Origin of the sequence: Paenibacillus yonginensis, assembly GCF_001685395.1 — a bacterium.
Lineage (GTDB): Bacteria > Bacillota > Bacilli > Paenibacillales > Paenibacillaceae > Fontibacillus > Fontibacillus yonginensis.
In genome coordinates this window covers 2,303,259-2,320,384 of sequence record NZ_CP014167.1, presented here as the reverse complement: position 1 = coordinate 2,320,384, position 17,126 = coordinate 2,303,259, and the positions used below count along the sequence as shown (strand labels likewise).

Sequence of the window (17,126 nt, the reverse complement as noted above, 5' to 3'; positions counted from 1 at the left end):
AGAAATTGGGAAACTCTACTAATCAGGGCCTACTTGATTTTCGTGAGAGATCTGGACGGTTAACGGCAGAACGTGGAGCACGAAAGCCCCCGCTATTTGCGGCGGGCTTTTTTCTTTGTTCCAGCATTTGCTGCAAACCGGCAGGAAAGCTGAGGAGGCATAAGGGATGACAGGACAAGGTCCATGCATGGTGCAAAACGATCATACGATTCTGCTGGAGACGGCGCATGCTGAATATGAAGCGGCCCGTCAAACACTCGGGCAGATCGCCGAGCTGGTCAAGACACCGGCCGTGTTTCACATCTACCGGCTTACGCCGTTGTCGCTTTGGCATGCGGCTGCTTCAGGTGAAACGGCGGCAGGTGTAATTGAGAAGCTTAAGCGCTTGTCTCGTTGGTCGGTTCCAGCCAAAGTCGAAGAAAATATAAAGACCTGGATCGGAAGATACGGTCAATTGAAATTGAAGGCCCTGCCTGGCGAAACCGGAATGCTGTTATTGGAGGCGGAGCATGGGGAAGAAGCAGTGCTGGAGCAGATTCTGCAAAACCCAAACCTGAAGGGGCTGAATTTGCCCCCGGCGAGCCAGGGCAAGGTCCGTGTCCCTGCAGCTTGCCGGGGGCTGCTCAAACAGGAGCTGACCAGACTGGGCTATCCTGTGCTCGATAAAGCCGGCTACCGAAAGGGAACGGCGCTCAACTTCGAGCTGAGGACCGCCCTGCCGGGGGGCAGGCCCTTCCGGCTGAGAGCCTATCAGCAGGCGTGCGTGGAGGCGTTCGCCGGAAGCCGGGAAGCCGGTCAGGATATAGCGGGAAGCGGAGTGCTTGTGCTGCCGTGCGGTGCAGGGAAAACGGTTATCGGACTAGGGGCTATGGAGCGGCTTCAATGCGAAACGCTGATTTTGACCTCCAATATTACCTCCGTGAGGCAGTGGATTCAGGAGCTGCAGCATAAAACAACGCTGGCACCTGAACAAATCGGCGAATACTCGGGAGAGCGGAAGGAGGTCCGGCCCGTAACGGTTTCTACCTATCAGATTCTGACTCACCGGACCCGCAAGGAAGAAGGGTTCAGGCATCTGCCGCTGCTGAGCGGCCGGGATTGGGGACTGATCATTTATGATGAAGTCCACCTGCTCCCTGCTCCGGTGTTCCGGGCAACAGCGGACATCCAGGCGACTAGAAGGCTGGGACTGACAGCAACGCTTGTCAGGGAGGACGGCCGCGAGCAGGACGTTTTCTCACTGATTGGCCCTAAACAGAAGGAGGTTGGCTGGAAAGAGCTGGAGGGGCAGGGCTGGATAGCGGAGGTTGATTGCCGGGAGATCCGGATACCGCTGCCTGAGGAACTCCGCAGGCATTACGATCAGCTTGGTAAAAAAGAGCAGTACCGGACGGCTGCGGAGAATCCGAATAAGACGGCTGCCGTCCGGCAGCTGCTAAATGAGCACGGAGAGCGGCAGGTTCTGATTATTGGCCAGTATGTGGAGCAGCTGGGCCATTTAGCCTCGGAGCTGGGCCTTCCGCTGATCACCGGGGCGACTTCCCAGCAGCAGCGGAGCGATCTTTATGCTGCGTTCCGGGCAGGGGATATCCGCGTGCTGGCCGTTTCCAAAGTGGCAAACTTTGCGGTTGATCTCCCCGATGCCTCCGTCGCTATTCAAATTTCCGGAAGCTATGGCTCAAGACAGGAGGAAGCGCAGCGGCTGGGCCGAATTCTGAGGCCGAAACAGGGTGACAACAGGGCTTTTTTCTACAGTCTCGTCTCCGCACAAACCCGGGAAGAAGAATTTGCGAGAAGACGGCAGCTGTTTCTAGCTGAGCAGGGATATGAATATACCATCCTGAGCATGGAGGATCGGGAACTTGCAGATGGGTGGGAGCAAACGTTGGAGGAGGCTTAAATATTGAAAGGATCCTTCTTGCAGAATGATGATGGAGGAATACCGAGGGTTCCGTTATTCGGAAGAAACGACAAGCTTGCGAGAAAAGTGCTGGATATCCTGTTTACCCGGTTTGCCGCACAGCCGTTTTCGCTTGAGCAGCTGGAAGGCCAGGCAACGGCTTATTACCCGGCCGCCGAGCTCGTTTATGGCCTTCATCTGCTTCGGCAGGCCGGCCTGGTGAACACGGTCAGCAGAGGCTGGGGAGAACCGCTTTATGCGCTTCCGCTTAGCGTTTATTTTGAGATTCAGCACAAGTCTTTTTTGCTGCTCGAGGCGGACTGGAGCCGGAATGAAAAGTTGCAGGGCTGCGTCAAGCTGGTGCGGGAAGCGAAACGGGGACTCGCCCATGATTTGCTGCGGGCTTTGTCCGCCATTGCCCAAGGGGATCTTCCCTTGACCGCCAAAGGCAGGGTTCAGCAGCGGGCGATTGCCAGGTTCACCGGGCTGTTCAGTCTGCAGGAGGAGGATTTGGCCGGCTTGCAGCTCCATTATCCCGAGCAGGAGCATTATCCGCCCGTTGCGGCTGTTCTGCTGGATATGGCGCTTGCACTCGGTCTGGCTCGCAGAACCGAACAAGCCTGGGCTGTAAAGGAACACGAGCTCAGCCGCTGGCTGAGACACCCTGAGCCGGTCATGGAAGGTCTGCTGATGGCCGAGCTGCTTAAACGTTATGTCCCTGCTCGTCCTTTCCTCCAGCATGCGGCTTGTGCGCTGCTTCATCCGGCTTTTTCGCCAGGGAAATGGGGCAGTGTGGAAGGGATTCTCAGGCAGCTCCGCGCCAAAGGCATTCTTAGGGTATCGCCTTCAGCTGACCCGGAGCAGGCAGAGGGCGCCGAGGAGGAAGCGGACACAACCGGGTTCTGGTTGTTATCCTGGCTGAAGGCGCTGTGCGGATTTGGCTGGCTTGAGCTGGGGTATGCCGACGAACCAGGGAAAGGGATTCCGCAGCCGCTTACCGTTTGGCCAGCCACCGAGGAACCTCTGGTGGATCAGCTCACTAATCCTGCCGGACTTATGATCCGCTGGCTCCGCAAACCCGATCTTGAGGCGATAGGCATCGGCGTCGGCGGGTTTCATGAGACTTGGATTCAGCCTGGAATAGAGGATAAACCGGACAGAAGGGAAGGGAATCCGCAGGTCACCGACGGGACCGATCACAGGAAACCGTTGATGTCGGCTTCGGAGGGCGCTTTTTTTGTCCAGCCAGATTATGAAATTTTGGTTCCTCCGAATACGTCCTATACGATCCGCTGGGAGCTGGAGCTTTGCTGCGAATTGATTTCGGCCGATATTATGACCACTTACCGGCTGACCCGCGAATCGGTCGAGAAGGCGATGAACGGCGGCCGCAAGCTGGATGAGATCCTCACTTTTCTCGAGCGTCATGCTTTATCGGGGGTGCCCGCAGCCGTAAGCCTTGCGGTGCGTGAATGGGGGGCGGGCGCCGGACGCACTTCTCTGCTACCGGCAACGCTGCTGCATTGCCCCGATGAGCAGACCGCGGACCGGATTGCCGCAGAGCCGGCTGTTGAAGGGGCGCTGGAGCGGGTCGGATCTCGTCACTTTATCGTGGAGGATACCCATTTAAAGCCTGTTTATCAAATGCTGGAGCGGCTTGGGCTGGTTCCTCCGGATCAGCTTGGAGAAACAGCGGCCCGCAAGGCCGGTTACCCCCGCATCAGTCTGGTTGAACAGGCAGTGGAAGGACGGCCTCAAGAAACCTGTGTTCCCGAAGCCTGGATTTATGCAGGCAAACCGTTCCGACTTTACCCGTCCGATGCGCGTATCCCTAATTTGGAGGAGCTGTTTCCGGGTTTGCGTCATGTTCCGGCTTCCTGGACAAGCGAGCTCAGAGCTTATCATGCCTCCACGGTGAAATTGCTGCTTCAGCAGGCTTTGGCCTGGAAAGCGGGGGTAGAGCTGCGGCTGGATAACGGTATCTGCACGGCTCTGCCCAAATGGATCAAAGGCAGCGGAGAGTGGAGGGCTGGAGCGGATTTGGCGCTGGATCCCAGCGATGAGAAGGCATGCCGGGCAGGTATCTACAGGGAGCTCACCGCTGCGGATATTAAAGGAATTCGAATCGTACTTCCAACTGAAAATTAAGGTGACATCTGCAAGCCTCTGCAAGCCTGGCTGCTCCGGAGTTTCACCTGTAAGCTCCCTCCAGCAGACCCAAAAGTTGATTTGATCTTCTGCTCGGGGCATGTTTATGTTATGATGAAAAAGTCTACCAATGGAAATAACAAAGGTGGAACTTCTAGAGAATAGAGATGAATGTTCATGAGCGTATCTGAATTGCGAACGGTCGATATGGCCCAGCTGCTGACATACGCCTATGAATTGGGCGATATGATCAACCATTCGGTTTGTGTGACCGACTACTTATACTGGAAACGGATGATCGAGAACGACGCGGAAATTCAAAGCTGCGTTCGCAAGCTGGCTTCCAAAAAAGAGCTGTTCGAGGAGACCCAGCGTTTCGGTCATTTCCATCCCAACTATCATGAAGCCAAAGACAAGGTGGCTGAAGTAGAGAGGGAGCTGGAACAGTTCGAGGCGGTAAGAAGATTCAAGCTTTCCGAGAAAGAACTGGACGATATGCTGCATGAGATGTCGGAGATGATTGCTTACTCCGTCTCTCAAACCATCAAGGTGCCGAGCAACGACGCAAATCCGAAGGGCGGCTGTGGCGGAGGCAGTTCTTGCGGCTGCGGCGGCTAAGGATCGTACGGATTATATCAGAAAGCGGGGGAAGCGGCGGACATGTTTCCGGAACGGACAGGATTTATTATTTGGGTCAGTGATTTGAAGGCGGCCAGAAATCTGGATAAATACGGCAATGTTTTGTATTTGTCCAGAAGAATGCATTATGTCGTCATGTATGTTAATGCCGATCGTGCGGAGGATATTATGAAGAATGTCCGCAAGTTATCCTACGTACGCAAGATCGAACGATCTTATCGCAACGAGATCAAAACCGAATACAACAAAAACGTGCCAGACAAGACCCAGTATTACGGGCTGTAGCGTCTCTCACGTATAAGTTTGTTCTATCTTGTTAAGGAAGGGGTGGCTTTGTGCCGCTCCTTCTTTTTTTATTTTCCCTTCAGCCAGAAGGAATATTCCGACAAATTGGTTAATAGATTTCAGACAAAGAGAGAGCTGCATAAGACTTGCGCATCAAAACGGGATATTATACTATTATGGGAATAAATACTCAGTCAAAAAGAACTAGATCGGGAAACTCCAGGAAGGGAGGATGGCCGTGAAGGATAGAGCTACCCAGCGTTGGAATACGTATGAATCTTTCTATATTGCCCTTGGCGATTACAAGGTTGCCGATATTGTGGTTACCCATCATGCGGCACTACGTTACAAGGAACGGGTAAGTTCGGCTGTTTTGCAAACGGATGCGATTGCGACTTTTTTGTGGGAATGCCTGAAGCAGGGGCGGATTACGAAATATTACCGCAATGAAGAGGATGTATACCTGATTGATCAGGATCTGGTATTCGTTGCGGAATTTACCGGGCTGCAGGGAGAGACGGATTTGCTCGGCCAGCCGCTTTATAAAATGATCCTGGTTACCTTCCTGGGCAGAATGTCGGAGACGATGGAACTGAGAGATTTGAAAACCTATTATTCCTGGCTGCGGCACTCCAGGAGAACGACGCTGTTAAAGAACGGCCGCAAACGGAAATAGAGGTTCGGATTATTCCAGCATGCCCCGGTGAAGCCGGAGCATGCTTTTTTTTGGTAGCGGAGTTATGGAGGGAGACGGGCTCCGGCTGCGCCAAAATGGTAAAGAACGGTTTTAAAGGGCTGCCACATCATGGTATTGTAAGGGAGAGGAAGGAATTGATGGGGAATGGCGCTTAACTATCATCAGCTTCATATTTTTTATAATGTGGCCAAGCTTGGAAGCTTCTCTGCGGCCGCGCAGGCGCTCCACATGACCCAGCCGGCGGTTACGATGCAGATGCAGTCATTGGAGGATCACTTCGGATGCAAGCTGCTCATTCGTTCAACGAGGGGCATTGAGCTGACGGAAGCTGGGCAGACGCTGCTGCCTTTTGCGGTTCGCAGCCTGGAATTGATGAGGGAGACCGAAGATGCAATGTCCCGCTTTACTCATCAGCTGGAAGGACGGCTGCAGCTTGGCGCCAGCTTGACGATCGGCGAATATGTGCTTCCACGGCTGCTGGGTCCTTTTGGCCATCAATATCCGCATATTCAAATTATGCTGAAGGTTATGAATACTTCGCAAATTGTAGATTATATTCTGCAGCACCAGCTTATGTTCGGCCTGGTTGAGGCTCCGGTCGACCATCCTGATATTCAAATCGAGCCGGTCATGGAGGACGAATTGAAGCTGGTCGTTCCGGCTGGGCATAAGCTGGATGTTCAGGAGGGGGTCGACTTGGAGCAGGTGGTCAAATATCCATTTGTACTGCGTGAAAAAGGCTCGGGCACCCGGCAGGTGATGGAGGAGGAATTGCATCGGCGGGGAGTAGGAGCCGCAGATTTAAACGTAGTGATGGAACTCGGCAGCACCGGTGCGGTAAAATCAGCGGTAGAGGCGGGATTTGGCATTACGATGCTGTCGCCGTCCTCGATCAAACATGAGCTTGCTTTAGGGCTGCTGCGGATGATTCCGATCCGAAACGCTTCGTTCAAGCGGAGGTTCTTCTCCATCCATTTGAAGTCAACCTTGCTGCCAATTTCGGCCGTAACTTTTCTAAACTTTATAAAACAGCCTATGGCTGAGGATCAAGGAGGAGCCTAAATGAATCACCAGCTGGGACAAGCAGATCTGCATACACACACTACTGCTTCTGACGGGCTGAATTCGCCCGCGGACAATGTCCAAATGGCCAGGGACAAAGGATTATCCGCTATCGCCATTACAGACCACGATACGGTGGCCGGAGTAGATGAAGCTCTGGAAGCCGGGGAGAAGCTGGGGATTATGGTGGTTCCGGGCATAGAGATCAGTACCGGGGCGGAGGACACGGACATTCATGTGCTGGGGTATTTTCTGAATCATCAGGATCCGGTGCTGAAGCGGCGTCTGAGAGAACTCCGGAACGCAAGGGAGCGGCGGAATGAGGCGATTCTGGAGAAGTTGAACCAACTTGGCATCCCTCTCAGCCTGAAGGAGGTTTTGCAGGGGCTGGGACGGAAGCTTCAGGAAGGGGAAAGCCTGGGGCGTCCTCATCTGGCCGCAGCTTTGGTAGCCAAAGGTTATGCAGCGGACATCCGCGACGCTTTCGACCGTTATCTGGCGGAAGGTGCCGCGGCTTATGCCAACGTGCCGAGAATTACGCCGCAGGAGGCTTTTGCTTGGATTCGGGAAGCAGGAGGTGCTCCGGTGATTGCGCACCCCGGCATTTACGGCCAGGATGCCCTGGTTCAATCCATTTTGGAGAGCGGAAGACCTTCCGGAATCGAAGTTTTCCATTCGGATCATTCACCGGAGGATGAACGCAGATACGGGGAATGGGCAGCTCATTATGGCCTTATTCCGACTGGGGGCTCCGATTTCCACGGCAGCCGGAATGGGACTGCCTTTCACGGGGAGCTCGGCAGCCGGACCGTATCCATGCGAGTTGTTCAATTATTAAAGGAGGTGTAGCGTTGGACGATCATTTGCATCTTGAGGATCCCGGGGCTATTCTGACGGCTTCGGAATTTATGAAAGCCCTAGAAAGAATGGGGATCGGCTTGATTATTACGAATCCCAACCTCCCTGATAATCCGGTTATTTACGTCAATCAGGGATTCACCCGTATGACGGGGTTCGAAGCGGAAGAAATACTGATGCGCAACTGCCGCTGCCTTCAAGGGCCCGACACCAATGAAGAGGCGCTAAAAATTGTTAAGCAAGCACAGCTTGAACAGCGGGCCGAGACGGTCACGCTCAAGAATTACCGCAAGGATGGAAGCTATTTCTGGAATCAATTAACGATCAGTCCGGTGTTCGGAGAATCCGGAGAACTGCTTTATTTTATCGGTCTGCAGTTTGATATGACTCAGGAGGTTGAAGAGCGGGAGAAGTCTTCCTTGCGTATGCGGGAACTGGCTTTTTTTGACCCGCTGACCGGACTTCTGAACATGAGCCGCTTTAAATTGGAGCTGGAGCGTGAATTGCAGGAAGGGCATCACTGTGCCATTATTCGCATCAATATCGACCGTTTCCGGTACCTGAATGAAAGCTACGGGGACAAAGCAGGTGACAGCCTGCTGCTGGAAGCCGCAGAGCGGATGAAACGGCTGATCGGTGATGACGGCATTTTGTGCAGAAGCTTCGCGGATGATTTTATCGTGCTGTTGAAATCGCAGGACTGCTCCCGTTACACGATTCATAATCAGGCGCTTATGCTGGCAGAAGGGCTGCACAAGCCTTATTTTATAAGAAATGAAGAAGTCCGCCTCAGCTTCAGCTCTGGCATCAGCATGTATCCGGAGCATGGGGAGGAAGGGCCAATGCTGCTGAATTATGCCGATCTGGCCCTGAAGAAAAGCAAGCAGGCAGGCGTGGGCGAACCTCAATGGTTCCAATATTCCCTGCTGGATGAAATACATAAACGCATTGAAATCGAGAAGAAATTACCCAAAGCATTAGAACACCAAGAATTTGAATTATATTTTCAGCCTAAAGGCAGCATCCGTTCAACCCCTTCTTTGGCGGGTCTGGAAGTGCTGCTGCGATGGAACGACCCGGATCAGGGGATGGTGCCGCCGATGGAGTTTATTCCGATAGCGGAAGAGAATGGTTTTATTATAAGACTCGGGGAATGGGTGCTTCGGGAAAGCTGCCGGGTAGCCAAGCAGTGGCAGGATGAAGGTTATCCGAAGGTCACGATTTCTGTGAACGTGTCAGCCGTGCAGTTCAGACATCCGCAGTTCATAGACGTTGTGGAGAACGCGTTGCGGGATTCCGGACTGGAACCGTGTTACCTGGAGCTGGAAGTGACGGAGACGATGCTGAATGATCCGGTCGTGATCAAAGAGAAGCTGGAGAGGCTTAGAAGCCTGGGGATAAAAATCTCCATCGACGATTTTGGGACCGGTTATTCCTCTATCCATTATTTAAAAACGCTGCCCGTCGACATCTTAAAAATTGACAAGTCGTTTGTTCAAGAGACGCCGCTGTCGGCCCAGGACAGCACGCTGCTGGTATCAATCATCCAGCTTGGCAAATCGTTTGGCCTCACCGTGCTGGCCGAAGGCGTAGAGTCGAAGTCCCAGCTGGAATTTCTGGCCGGCAGCGGCTGTGACCTTATTCAGGGTTATTATTACAGCCGTCCGTTAAACCGCGCGGCTATGGAGCAAATGTTCAAAGACAGCATGGACAAAGGTTTGATTGCCGAAACCTGAACCTAACAACGGAAAGAGCAGCCGAAAGCCGGGGGACCGGCAGCGGCTGCTCTCGTTTATTTTCAGAAGACTTTTAGTTTGTCGGGTTATTTAATCGTGTTTGGCAGAGATTTGACAAGCTGCTCATCCGGCGTAACAAACAGGGTGCGCTGATGGTCGTAAATGACGAAACCTGGTTTGGCGCCGCTGGGTTTTCTGACGTGACGAATCAGCGTGCAGTCAACCGGGACGCTGCTGGACTCTTTGGCCTGGCTGAAATAAGCCGCAAGCTGCGCAGCTTCCTCCAGCGTGGCGTCCGAGAAGGAGTGCGCGCGGATCAGCACATGGGAGCCGGGGATATCCTTGGTATGGAGCCAGGTGTCGTTCGGCGTTCCCAGCCGGTTGGTGATGTATTCGTTCTGCAGATTGTTTTTGCCGACGACCATTTCGATGCCTTCGGAAGAAGTATAGACATGCAGGGTCGGCCGATGATCCTTTTTCTTCTTCTTCCCGTTCTTCCGCCCCCGATCACGCAAATAACCTTGGGTGGTCAGCTCCTCGCGAATTTCTTCAATATCATTCATGCTGGCAAAAGCCAGCTGCTGCAGCAGCTCGTCCATATAAGCGATTTCCTCATGGGTTTTCTTGAGCTGCTCGTCGATGACGGCGAGACTGTTCTTGAACTTGTTGTACTTCTTGAAATAACGCTGCGCATTCTCCGAAGGCGTCAGGAGGGGATCCAGCGGAACGCGGATCATTCCCTGTTCTTCATCGTAATAATTGACGAGCTCGACCTCGGTTTGGCCTTTGGTAATCAAATGCAGCGAAGGCAGCAGCAGCTCGCCCCAGACTTTGTATTTCTCGGCATCCTCGGCATCATCCAGGTCCTTCTGCAGATTGGACAGCTTTTTGATGTTTTTGCTCCGCTCGTTCTGCAGGAACCGCAGCAGGTCGCCGACCTTCTGCTTGACCGTGTCCCGCTCGGCCTTGTCGCCGTAATAATCCTCCATGCAAAGGCTGATCGTTTCGTAGCTGCGTTTCGTGTCCGGCTTGATGATCGTGAGGTCCACAGCCGAGAAGATGCTTTTGCCTTTGGCATTATCCCCCGAAGTCGGCTCGAATCGGCCGCTCCGAATCTGTTCCATCACCTCTGAAAAAGCGTTCCACAAGCTCTGCTCAAACGCATCTGCCGCTTCGCTTCCTCCGGGATCAGCCTGTCGAGCCTGCGCGGCCCGGATGAGAAGCTCCTGGGCTAGCAGCGGGCTTAAGCCGCTGAATGCCTCGACCAGCCACTGAGGCTCCGCAGGTTCAGCTGCGCTTTGAAGCAGCTCCAGAAACCGGGTTTTGTCCGTTTCCAGCGGGTTCAGTTTGTTCTGCTGGGGCGGCTCGGTATACGCGAAGCCGGGCATGACCACGCGGTAGCTGCTGATCGACGGGGTGACGTGGTGAATGCCGTCCAGCTGCGTGCCTGTAGCGGGATCGACCAGAATCAGGTTGCTGTGTCTGCCCATCAGCTCTATGATGATTCTTTTTCGAGAGGTGTCGCCAAGCTCGTCCCTCTGTCTGAGATCCAGGTGGATAATCCGCTCCATGCCAACCTGGCTAACCTGCTCGATTACGCCGCCTTCGCAGTGTTTGCGCAGCAGCATGCAGAACATCGGGGCCTCCTGCGGATTCATGAATGAAGCTTCAGTGAAATGCACCCGCGGATAGGTCGGATTGGCCGACAGCAGCAGACGCTGATTGCCGTTTCTCGTTCTTAAATGCATGACAATATCGTTATCGGAGGGCTGGTGAATTTTATTAATGCGTGCGCCGATGCAGGCCTGAAGCTCCTGCACGATAGCGCGGGTTACAATGCCGTCAAGTGCCATAGTTAATGATTCTCCTAGTATCCATGTATTGTCTTCCTAATGTCTTCTTCCCCTATGATGCCATACTTGGAGCAAAAACTTAAGTGCCTGTGATATTTCGGGACGGGCCTGAATACATTTACCCTAGGTGGAAAAGCCTTCACGCGGTCAAGAACGCAGAAATTACGGGAGGGAAGAAGGAGCATGGAACAAAATAGTTGGCACCGCCTTGAACCGAAAGAGCTGCTGGAATGGTTTCAGGTGAAGCGGGATCAAGGGCTGTCCTCCGAAGAGGCGGACAAGTGGCGGGAGACGGCTGGCTGGAACGAGCTGCAGGAAGCCAAGAGGGTATCGCCGCTGCTGCTGTTTTTGAATCAATTTAAAGACTTTATGATGCTGGTGCTGATGGGTGCCACGCTCATCTCGGGCCTGCTCGGCGAATATCTGGATGCCATTACGATCGTGGCGATTATCGTGCTGAACGGATTTCTGGGTTTTATTCAGGAATTCCGGGCGGAACGGTCGCTGCGGGCGCTTAAGCAGCTGTCGGCTCCCAGCGCGAAGGTGCTGCGCGGGGGCAAGGAAATCGTCATTCCCGCAAAGGAGATCGTTCCGGGTGACATTGTGCTGCTGGAGAGCGGGGACCGGATCCCGGCCGATATCCGCTGGCTGGAGACGACCGGCTGCGATGTAGAGGAATCCGCTTTGACGGGTGAATCCCATCCGGTGGGAAAATTTGCTCAAGCTATTCCGGAGGAGGATGTGCCGCTGGGCGACCAGAAGAATATCGGCTTCATGGGCACCATGGTTACCCGCGGCAGCGGCAAGGGGATTGTCATCCGCACCGGCATGGATACGGAAATGGGCAAAATCGCCGACCTGATTCAAAATACGGAAAGTCAGGAGACGCCGCTGCAGCGCAGACTTGAGCAGTTAGGCAAAATTCTGATCGTTGTGGCGCTGGCTTTGACGGTGGTTGTCGTTTTGGCCGGCATTTTGCATGGACAGCCTCCGGGCAATATGTTCTTCGCCGGTGTCAGCCTGGCTGTGGCCGCCATTCCGGAAGGCCTTCCGGCGATTGTTACCATTGCGCTGGCGCTGGGCGTTCAGCGGATGATCAAACGCAAGGCGATTGTGCGCAAGCTGCCGTCCGTTGAAACCTTGGGCTGCGCGTCCGTTATTTGCTCGGACAAGACGGGGACGCTGACCCAGAATAAAATGACGGTGACCAAAGTTTGGGCCGAAGGCCGGGAATTTAAAGTCACAGGCGAAGGCTACGAGCCTCGCGGCGATATTTGGGACGGCGGCCGGCCGGTTGATTTGCGCAAGGAGCAGGGACTGCGGCGCATCCTGCAGATTAGCGCATTGTGCAGCAACGCCGAGATCGTCGAAACAACCGAGGAAGAAACGCCAAACCGCAAACGTTCGGGGAACGAACAGAAGGACTCCAGATGGGTGCTGAAGGGGGATCCGACAGAAGGCGCGCTGGTCGCTCTCGCATCGAAAATGGATCATTCGCCCGCCACGCTGTCTGCTTTGTATACCAAAGAAACAGAGTTTCCGTTTGACGCCAAACGCAAACGGATGTCGGTTCTTGTCTCTCATCAAGGTGGACGTTTGCTGTTCGTTAAAGGCGCACCGGATATGCTGCTGGACCGCTGCTCCCATATTTTGTGGGACGGCAAGGTTGTCCCGCTGACCGGCACGCTGCGCCAGAAGGTTGGCGCTGCCAATGAATCGATGGCGCGGGGAGCGCTGCGCGTCCTGGGTCTGGCTTATCGCGAGGTGCGGCCGCATGACCAGGTTAAAGATGAGGATTCCGCCGAGTCCCAGCTGATCTTTGCAGGGCTGACCGGCATGATTGATCCGCCGCGCCGCGAAGCGCGCGACGCGATTGCCGTATGCCGCAAGGCCGGCATCAAAACGGTCATGATTACGGGCGACCACGGCCTTACAGCGGAAGCCATCGCCCATGATCTGGGCATTATCCCGCGGGGCGGCAGGGTAATGAGCGGCCAGCAGCTTGCTTCTTTAAGCGACGATGAGCTGGATAAGGTCAGCGACGAAGTTTTTGTCTATTCCCGGGTATCGCCCGAACATAAGCTGCGGATTGTCAAGTCTTTGCAGCGCAGAGGGCATGTGGTGGCCATGACCGGCGATGGCGTCAATGACGCTCCCGCGATCAAGGCGGCTGACATCGGCATTGCGATGGGCATCACCGGCACGGACGTCTCCAAAGAAGCCTCTTCGCTGATCCTGAGCGACGACAATTTCTCGACCATCGTGTCCGCCATCGAAGAGGGCCGAAATATTTATGAAAATATCCGCAAATTTATCCGTTATCTGCTGGCCTCCAATGTCGGCGAAATTTTGACGATGTTTTTTGCCATGCTGGCCGGTCTGCCGCTGCCGCTGCTGCCGATTCAGATTCTGTGGGTCAATCTGGTAACCGATGGCCTGCCGGCTATGGCGCTTGGCGTCGATCAGCCGGAGAAGGATCTGATGGAGCATAAGCCGCGCGGCGCCAAGGAAAATATTTTTGCCCGCCGGTTAGGCTGGAAAATCATGAGCCGGGGCATTTTGATCGGCGTTTGTACACTGGGCGCCTTCTGGCTGACGCTGCAAATTTCGCCGGATGACCCGGGACAGCTGATGAAGGCTCAGTCCGTTGCTTTTGTTACGCTGGTAATGGCTCAGCTTATCCATGTGTTTGACTGCCGCAGCTCGCGTTCGATCTTTCACCGCAATATGCTGCAGAACAAGTTTCTGGTGTTTGCCGTCTTGTCTTCGGTTCTTATGACGCTGGCTGTGATGTACATCGAACCGCTGCAACCGATCTTCAAGACGGTTCCGCTCGGCTTCCGCGAATGGGCCATTTCCTTAGTAGCGGCAGGCATCCCGACCTTCCTGATGGGCGCTGGCAGCGTCTGGTCCGGCAACCGCCGCCGCCCTGCGGGAACAAACGGCCGTCCTGCTGCGGTGAATAGTACAAATATTCGTGCATAAAGTGAATAGCCATCCGGGTTTGCAAAGCATACACTATTCGTTACAATGAAGGTAACAGTACATGCTTTGAGGAGTGTAAGCGGATGGAATTTACGAAAATGCACGGACTTGGCAACGATTTTCTCGTCTTTTACGGGATGAAGCAGCTTCTGGGGCAGGCCGCCGAGCTGGCCGTTCGATATTGCGACAGGCATTTTGGGGTCGGAGCTGATGGCCTGGTGTTCATTCTTCCGTCCGAAACGGCGGATTTCCGGATGGTCATCATCAACTCGGACGGCACCGAAGCGGAGCAATGCGGCAATGCGATTCGCTGCGCGGCCAAATACGTTTATGATAACGGGCATATAAACCGTACGGACATTACGATAGAAACGCTGGGAGCCGGCGTGCAGCCGGTAACACTCGCCGTGGAGAACGGCAAGGTGAAGACGGTCAGAGTGGATATGGGTGCTCCGATTCTGGAGGGACGGCTGATTCCGACGACGCTTGACGGCAGCGAAATCATTGACCGTCCTGTAGAGGTAGAGGGCGAAACCTTCCGGTTCACAGGCGTCTCTATGGGAAATCCCCATGCGGTGATTTATGTGGAGGATGCTCCCATGTACGATGTTCATACCTGGGGGCCGAAGCTGGAGAAGCATCCGCTGTTCCCGCGGAGAACCAATGTAGAATTCGCGACCGTTACCGGTCCGGAGCGCATCGAAATGCGCGTCTGGGAACGCGGCGCCGGCCCGACTCTCGCCTGTGGCACCGGCGCCTGCGCGACGCTGGTTTCATCCGTGCTGAACGGGCTGACAGGGCGCAGCGCCTGGGTCGGCCTTGCCGGAGGCGACCTGTTCATCGAATGGAACGCGGAGGATAATCACGTTTATATGACAGGACCGGCGGAGACCGTTTACCGGGGCGAGCTGGCTGTTTAAGAGGCATTTTAACTGAACGTTCGGCGGACAGGGAAACCTGCTTGCCGAACGTTTTTGTTTAGAGCTGAAAGAATCTCTTATTTTTCTATGAAATGTATGGTACATTAAATAAAATTTCAGCCCGGAAGAAAGAGGGGAGTTTATGACGGATCTGCGCAAGGCACTTGAGAGCAAAATCTTGATTGGCGACGGGGCTATGGGAACCTATTTGTCTCAATTAGGCCATCCCGTCGGCATATCCTATGATGAATTGAACCTGGTTTCCCCGGAAGCCATCCGCGAGGTGCATACCCAATATATTCAGGCAGGAGCAAGCGTCATTGAAACCAATACGTTTTCAGCGAATGCTTATAAATTGTCCAAATTCGGACTGGAGTCCAAGACGGCTGAAATCAACCGGGCAGGCGTGCGGATCGCCAGGGAAGCAGCTGCGGGTACTTCGGCTTATGTCATCGGGGCGGTAGGCTCGATCCGCAGCGGGCGCCGGATCAACGTTTCGGCGCGGGAGCTCGGCCTGTATTTCGGCCAGCAAATTGACGCGCTGCTGGAGGAAGGCGTGGACGGCATTTTGCTGGAGACCTTTTTTGATCTCGAGGAAATGGAGATTGCGGTTAAGTGCATCAGGGAACGCGCAAATGTTCCGATCATTTCGCAGTTTGCCGTCGATCAGGTAGGACGGACGCTGGACGGTTACGCGATTACAGACGCGTTCAGCATTCTGAAGCAGGAAGGCGTGGACGTAGTCGGCTTCAACTGTCATTCCGGTCCACAGGGCATCATGAGCGTTATTCAGCAGCAGTTGCCTGTCCCGCTTGAGATTCCTTTGTCCGTTTATCCGAACGCAGGTTTGGCCAGCTTTGTGGATGGGAAATATGTATACCGTGCGACGCCTGCTTATTTCGGCGAACGGGCGAAGGATTTTGCGGCGGTGGGGGTGCGGCTGCTTGGCGGCTGCTGCGGAACCACACCGGAGCATATAGCCGAGATGGCCAAGGCGCTGGCGGATTACGTCCCGCAGCCGCTTGCGGCTGCGCCGAAGCTGCCGCGTGAAACCGTTTCCGTTATCCGTCAGCTTAACGGCAAAGCAGGAGAGCCGTCAGCCGGGGGAACGGAGGGGACTGAGGCTCCGACGCTTGTGGATCTTGTCAAACAGCGTCCTACCCTGATTGTTGAGCTTGATCCTCCGCGGGATCTGGACATCACCAAATTTATGGAGGGGGCGGCGGCTTTGAAGGAAGCCGGCGTGGACGCCGTCACGATGGCCGACAATTCCCTCGCCGTGGCGCGGATGAGCAACATGGCGCTGGGCCATTTGGTGCAGGAGCGGATCGGACTGCGCACGCTGGCGCATATCGCCTGCCGCGACCGCAATCTGATCGGCACCCAGTCGCATATGATGGGGTTTGACGCTTTGGGAATCAACCATGTACTCGCCGTTACGGGCGATCCTTCGCGGTTCGGCGATCTGCCGGACGCTAGTTCGGTTTATGACCTGACCTCGTTCCAGATCATCAAGATGATCAAGCAGCTTAACGAGGGGATCGCTTTTTCGGGCAAACCTCTGAAGCATAAAGCTAAGTTTGTTGTCGGAGCGGCTTTCAACCCGAACGTCAAGCATCTGGACAAGGCCGTTCAGCGGCTGGAGAAGAAGATGGCTTCGGGCGCCGATTACGTCATGACGCAGCCGGTTTATGATCCCGAGCTGATCGTAAGAATCAAGGAAGCGACCGCGCATCTCGATATCCCGATCTTTATTGGGATCATGCCGCTGGCCAGCGGGAAAAATGCGGAGTATCTGCACAACGAGGTGCCGGGCATCGAGCTGCCTGAATCGATCCGGGCGCGGATGAGCGGACTTTCCGGGGAAGCAGGCAGGCTGGAGGGTGTAGAAATTGCCAAAGAGCTGCTGGACGCGGCCATGGAGCATTTTAACGGAATCTATTTGATGACGCCGTTTTTATTCTACGAAATGAGCGTGGCTCTGGCGAAATATGTGCAGGAGAAGTCGAAAGAGCGCGCCTCCTACTTGTTTCACTCTTAATT

The 17,126-nt window shown here is 54.5% G+C and carries 12 protein-coding genes; 11 read left to right on the top strand and 1 reads right to left on the bottom strand.

What is annotated here, in order from left to right; translation table 11 throughout:
- The first annotated feature begins 166 nt into the window (after positions 1 to 166).
- The 8 genes from AWM70_RS10675 (at position 167) to AWM70_RS10640 (ending at position 9,325) form a co-directional block, all read left to right on the top strand.
- Positions 167 to 1,900, top strand: a complete 1,734-nt coding sequence (locus AWM70_RS10675; protein WP_068696240.1) for a DNA repair helicase XPB — start codon at positions 167 to 169, stop codon at positions 1,898 to 1,900.
- A gap of 3 nt (positions 1,901 to 1,903) precedes the next feature.
- Positions 1,904 to 4,048 carry a helicase-associated domain-containing protein gene (locus AWM70_RS10670; RefSeq protein ID WP_068696238.1) on the top strand — a complete coding sequence of 715 codons (2,145 nt, stop codon included), beginning with the start codon at positions 1,904 to 1,906 and terminating at the stop codon, positions 4,046 to 4,048.
- 177 nt (positions 4,049 to 4,225) lie between these two features.
- A complete protein-coding gene (locus AWM70_RS10665) occupies positions 4,226 to 4,666 on the top strand; it encodes a YlbF/YmcA family competence regulator (RefSeq protein ID WP_068696236.1) in 441 nt (146 codons plus the stop codon).
- Positions 4,667 to 4,708: 42 nt separating this feature from the next.
- Entirely contained in the window at positions 4,709 to 4,972 is a 264-nt protein-coding gene (locus tag AWM70_RS10660; protein ID WP_068696234.1) for a YlbG family protein, read from the top strand.
- A gap of 238 nt (positions 4,973 to 5,210) precedes the next feature.
- A complete protein-coding gene (locus AWM70_RS10655) occupies positions 5,211 to 5,648 on the top strand; it encodes a hypothetical protein (RefSeq protein WP_068700568.1) in 438 nt (145 codons plus the stop codon).
- A gap of 165 nt (positions 5,649 to 5,813) precedes the next feature.
- Positions 5,814 to 6,731: a selenium metabolism-associated LysR family transcriptional regulator gene (locus tag AWM70_RS23105; protein ID WP_068696233.1), complete on the top strand. Its 918-nt coding sequence runs from the start codon at positions 5,814 to 5,816 to the stop codon at positions 6,729 to 6,731.
- Positions 6,732 to 7,580 carry a PHP domain-containing protein gene (locus AWM70_RS23100; protein ID WP_068696231.1) on the top strand — a complete coding sequence of 283 codons (849 nt, stop codon included), beginning with the start codon at positions 6,732 to 6,734 and terminating at the stop codon, positions 7,578 to 7,580.
- A 2-nt stretch (positions 7,581 to 7,582) separates the two neighbouring features.
- Positions 7,583 to 9,325, top strand: coding sequence for a putative bifunctional diguanylate cyclase/phosphodiesterase (locus tag AWM70_RS10640; protein ID WP_237167881.1), 1,743 nt, complete (start codon positions 7,583 to 7,585; stop codon positions 9,323 to 9,325).
- An 86-nt stretch (positions 9,326 to 9,411) separates the two neighbouring features.
- Here the strand turns inward: AWM70_RS10640 and AWM70_RS10635 are convergent, their stop codons facing one another.
- Positions 9,412 to 11,178: an Rqc2 family fibronectin-binding protein gene (locus tag AWM70_RS10635; protein WP_068696226.1), complete on the bottom strand. Its 1,767-nt coding sequence runs from the start codon at positions 11,176 to 11,178 to the stop codon at positions 9,412 to 9,414.
- 183 nt (positions 11,179 to 11,361) lie between these two features.
- Here AWM70_RS10635 and AWM70_RS10630 point away from each other — a divergent pair, with 183 nt between their 5' ends.
- The 3 genes from AWM70_RS10630 (at position 11,362) to AWM70_RS10620 (ending at position 17,124) form a co-directional block, all read left to right on the top strand.
- On the top strand, positions 11,362 to 14,163 hold the full coding sequence (locus tag AWM70_RS10630) for a calcium-translocating P-type ATPase, SERCA-type (protein ID WP_068696224.1): 2,802 nt from the start codon (positions 11,362 to 11,364) through the stop codon (positions 14,161 to 14,163).
- An 83-nt stretch (positions 14,164 to 14,246) separates the two neighbouring features.
- Positions 14,247 to 15,083 carry a diaminopimelate epimerase gene (gene dapF, locus AWM70_RS10625; RefSeq protein ID WP_068696222.1) on the top strand — a complete coding sequence of 279 codons (837 nt, stop codon included), beginning with the start codon at positions 14,247 to 14,249 and terminating at the stop codon, positions 15,081 to 15,083.
- A gap of 142 nt (positions 15,084 to 15,225) precedes the next feature.
- A complete protein-coding gene (locus AWM70_RS10620) occupies positions 15,226 to 17,124 on the top strand; it encodes a bifunctional homocysteine S-methyltransferase/methylenetetrahydrofolate reductase (protein WP_068696220.1) in 1,899 nt (632 codons plus the stop codon).
- Positions 17,125 to 17,126 lie beyond the last annotated feature (2 nt).

What these genes read in the sequence shown, in the direction of transcription:
- AWM70_RS10675 (WP_068696240.1), top strand. Translation starts at nt 167, where the DNA reads ATGACAGGACAAGGTCCATGCATGGTGCAAAACGATCATACGATTCTG.
- AWM70_RS10665 (WP_068696236.1), top strand. Translation starts at nt 4,226, where the DNA reads ATGAGCGTATCTGAATTGCGAACGGTCGATATGGCCCAGCTGCTGACA.
- AWM70_RS10660 (WP_068696234.1), top strand. Translation starts at nt 4,709, where the DNA reads ATGTTTCCGGAACGGACAGGATTTATTATTTGGGTCAGTGATTTGAAG.
- AWM70_RS23105 (WP_068696233.1), top strand. Translation starts at nt 5,814, where the DNA reads ATGGCGCTTAACTATCATCAGCTTCATATTTTTTATAATGTGGCCAAG.
- AWM70_RS23100 (WP_068696231.1), top strand. Translation starts at nt 6,732, where the DNA reads ATGAATCACCAGCTGGGACAAGCAGATCTGCATACACACACTACTGCT.
- AWM70_RS10635 (WP_068696226.1), bottom strand. Translation starts at nt 11,178, where the DNA reads ATGGCACTTGACGGCATTGTAACCCGCGCTATCGTGCAGGAGCTTCAG.
- AWM70_RS10630 (WP_068696224.1), top strand. Translation starts at nt 11,362, where the DNA reads ATGGAACAAAATAGTTGGCACCGCCTTGAACCGAAAGAGCTGCTGGAA.
- dapF (WP_068696222.1), top strand. Translation starts at nt 14,247, where the DNA reads ATGGAATTTACGAAAATGCACGGACTTGGCAACGATTTTCTCGTCTTT.
- AWM70_RS10620 (WP_068696220.1), top strand. Translation starts at nt 15,226, where the DNA reads ATGACGGATCTGCGCAAGGCACTTGAGAGCAAAATCTTGATTGGCGAC.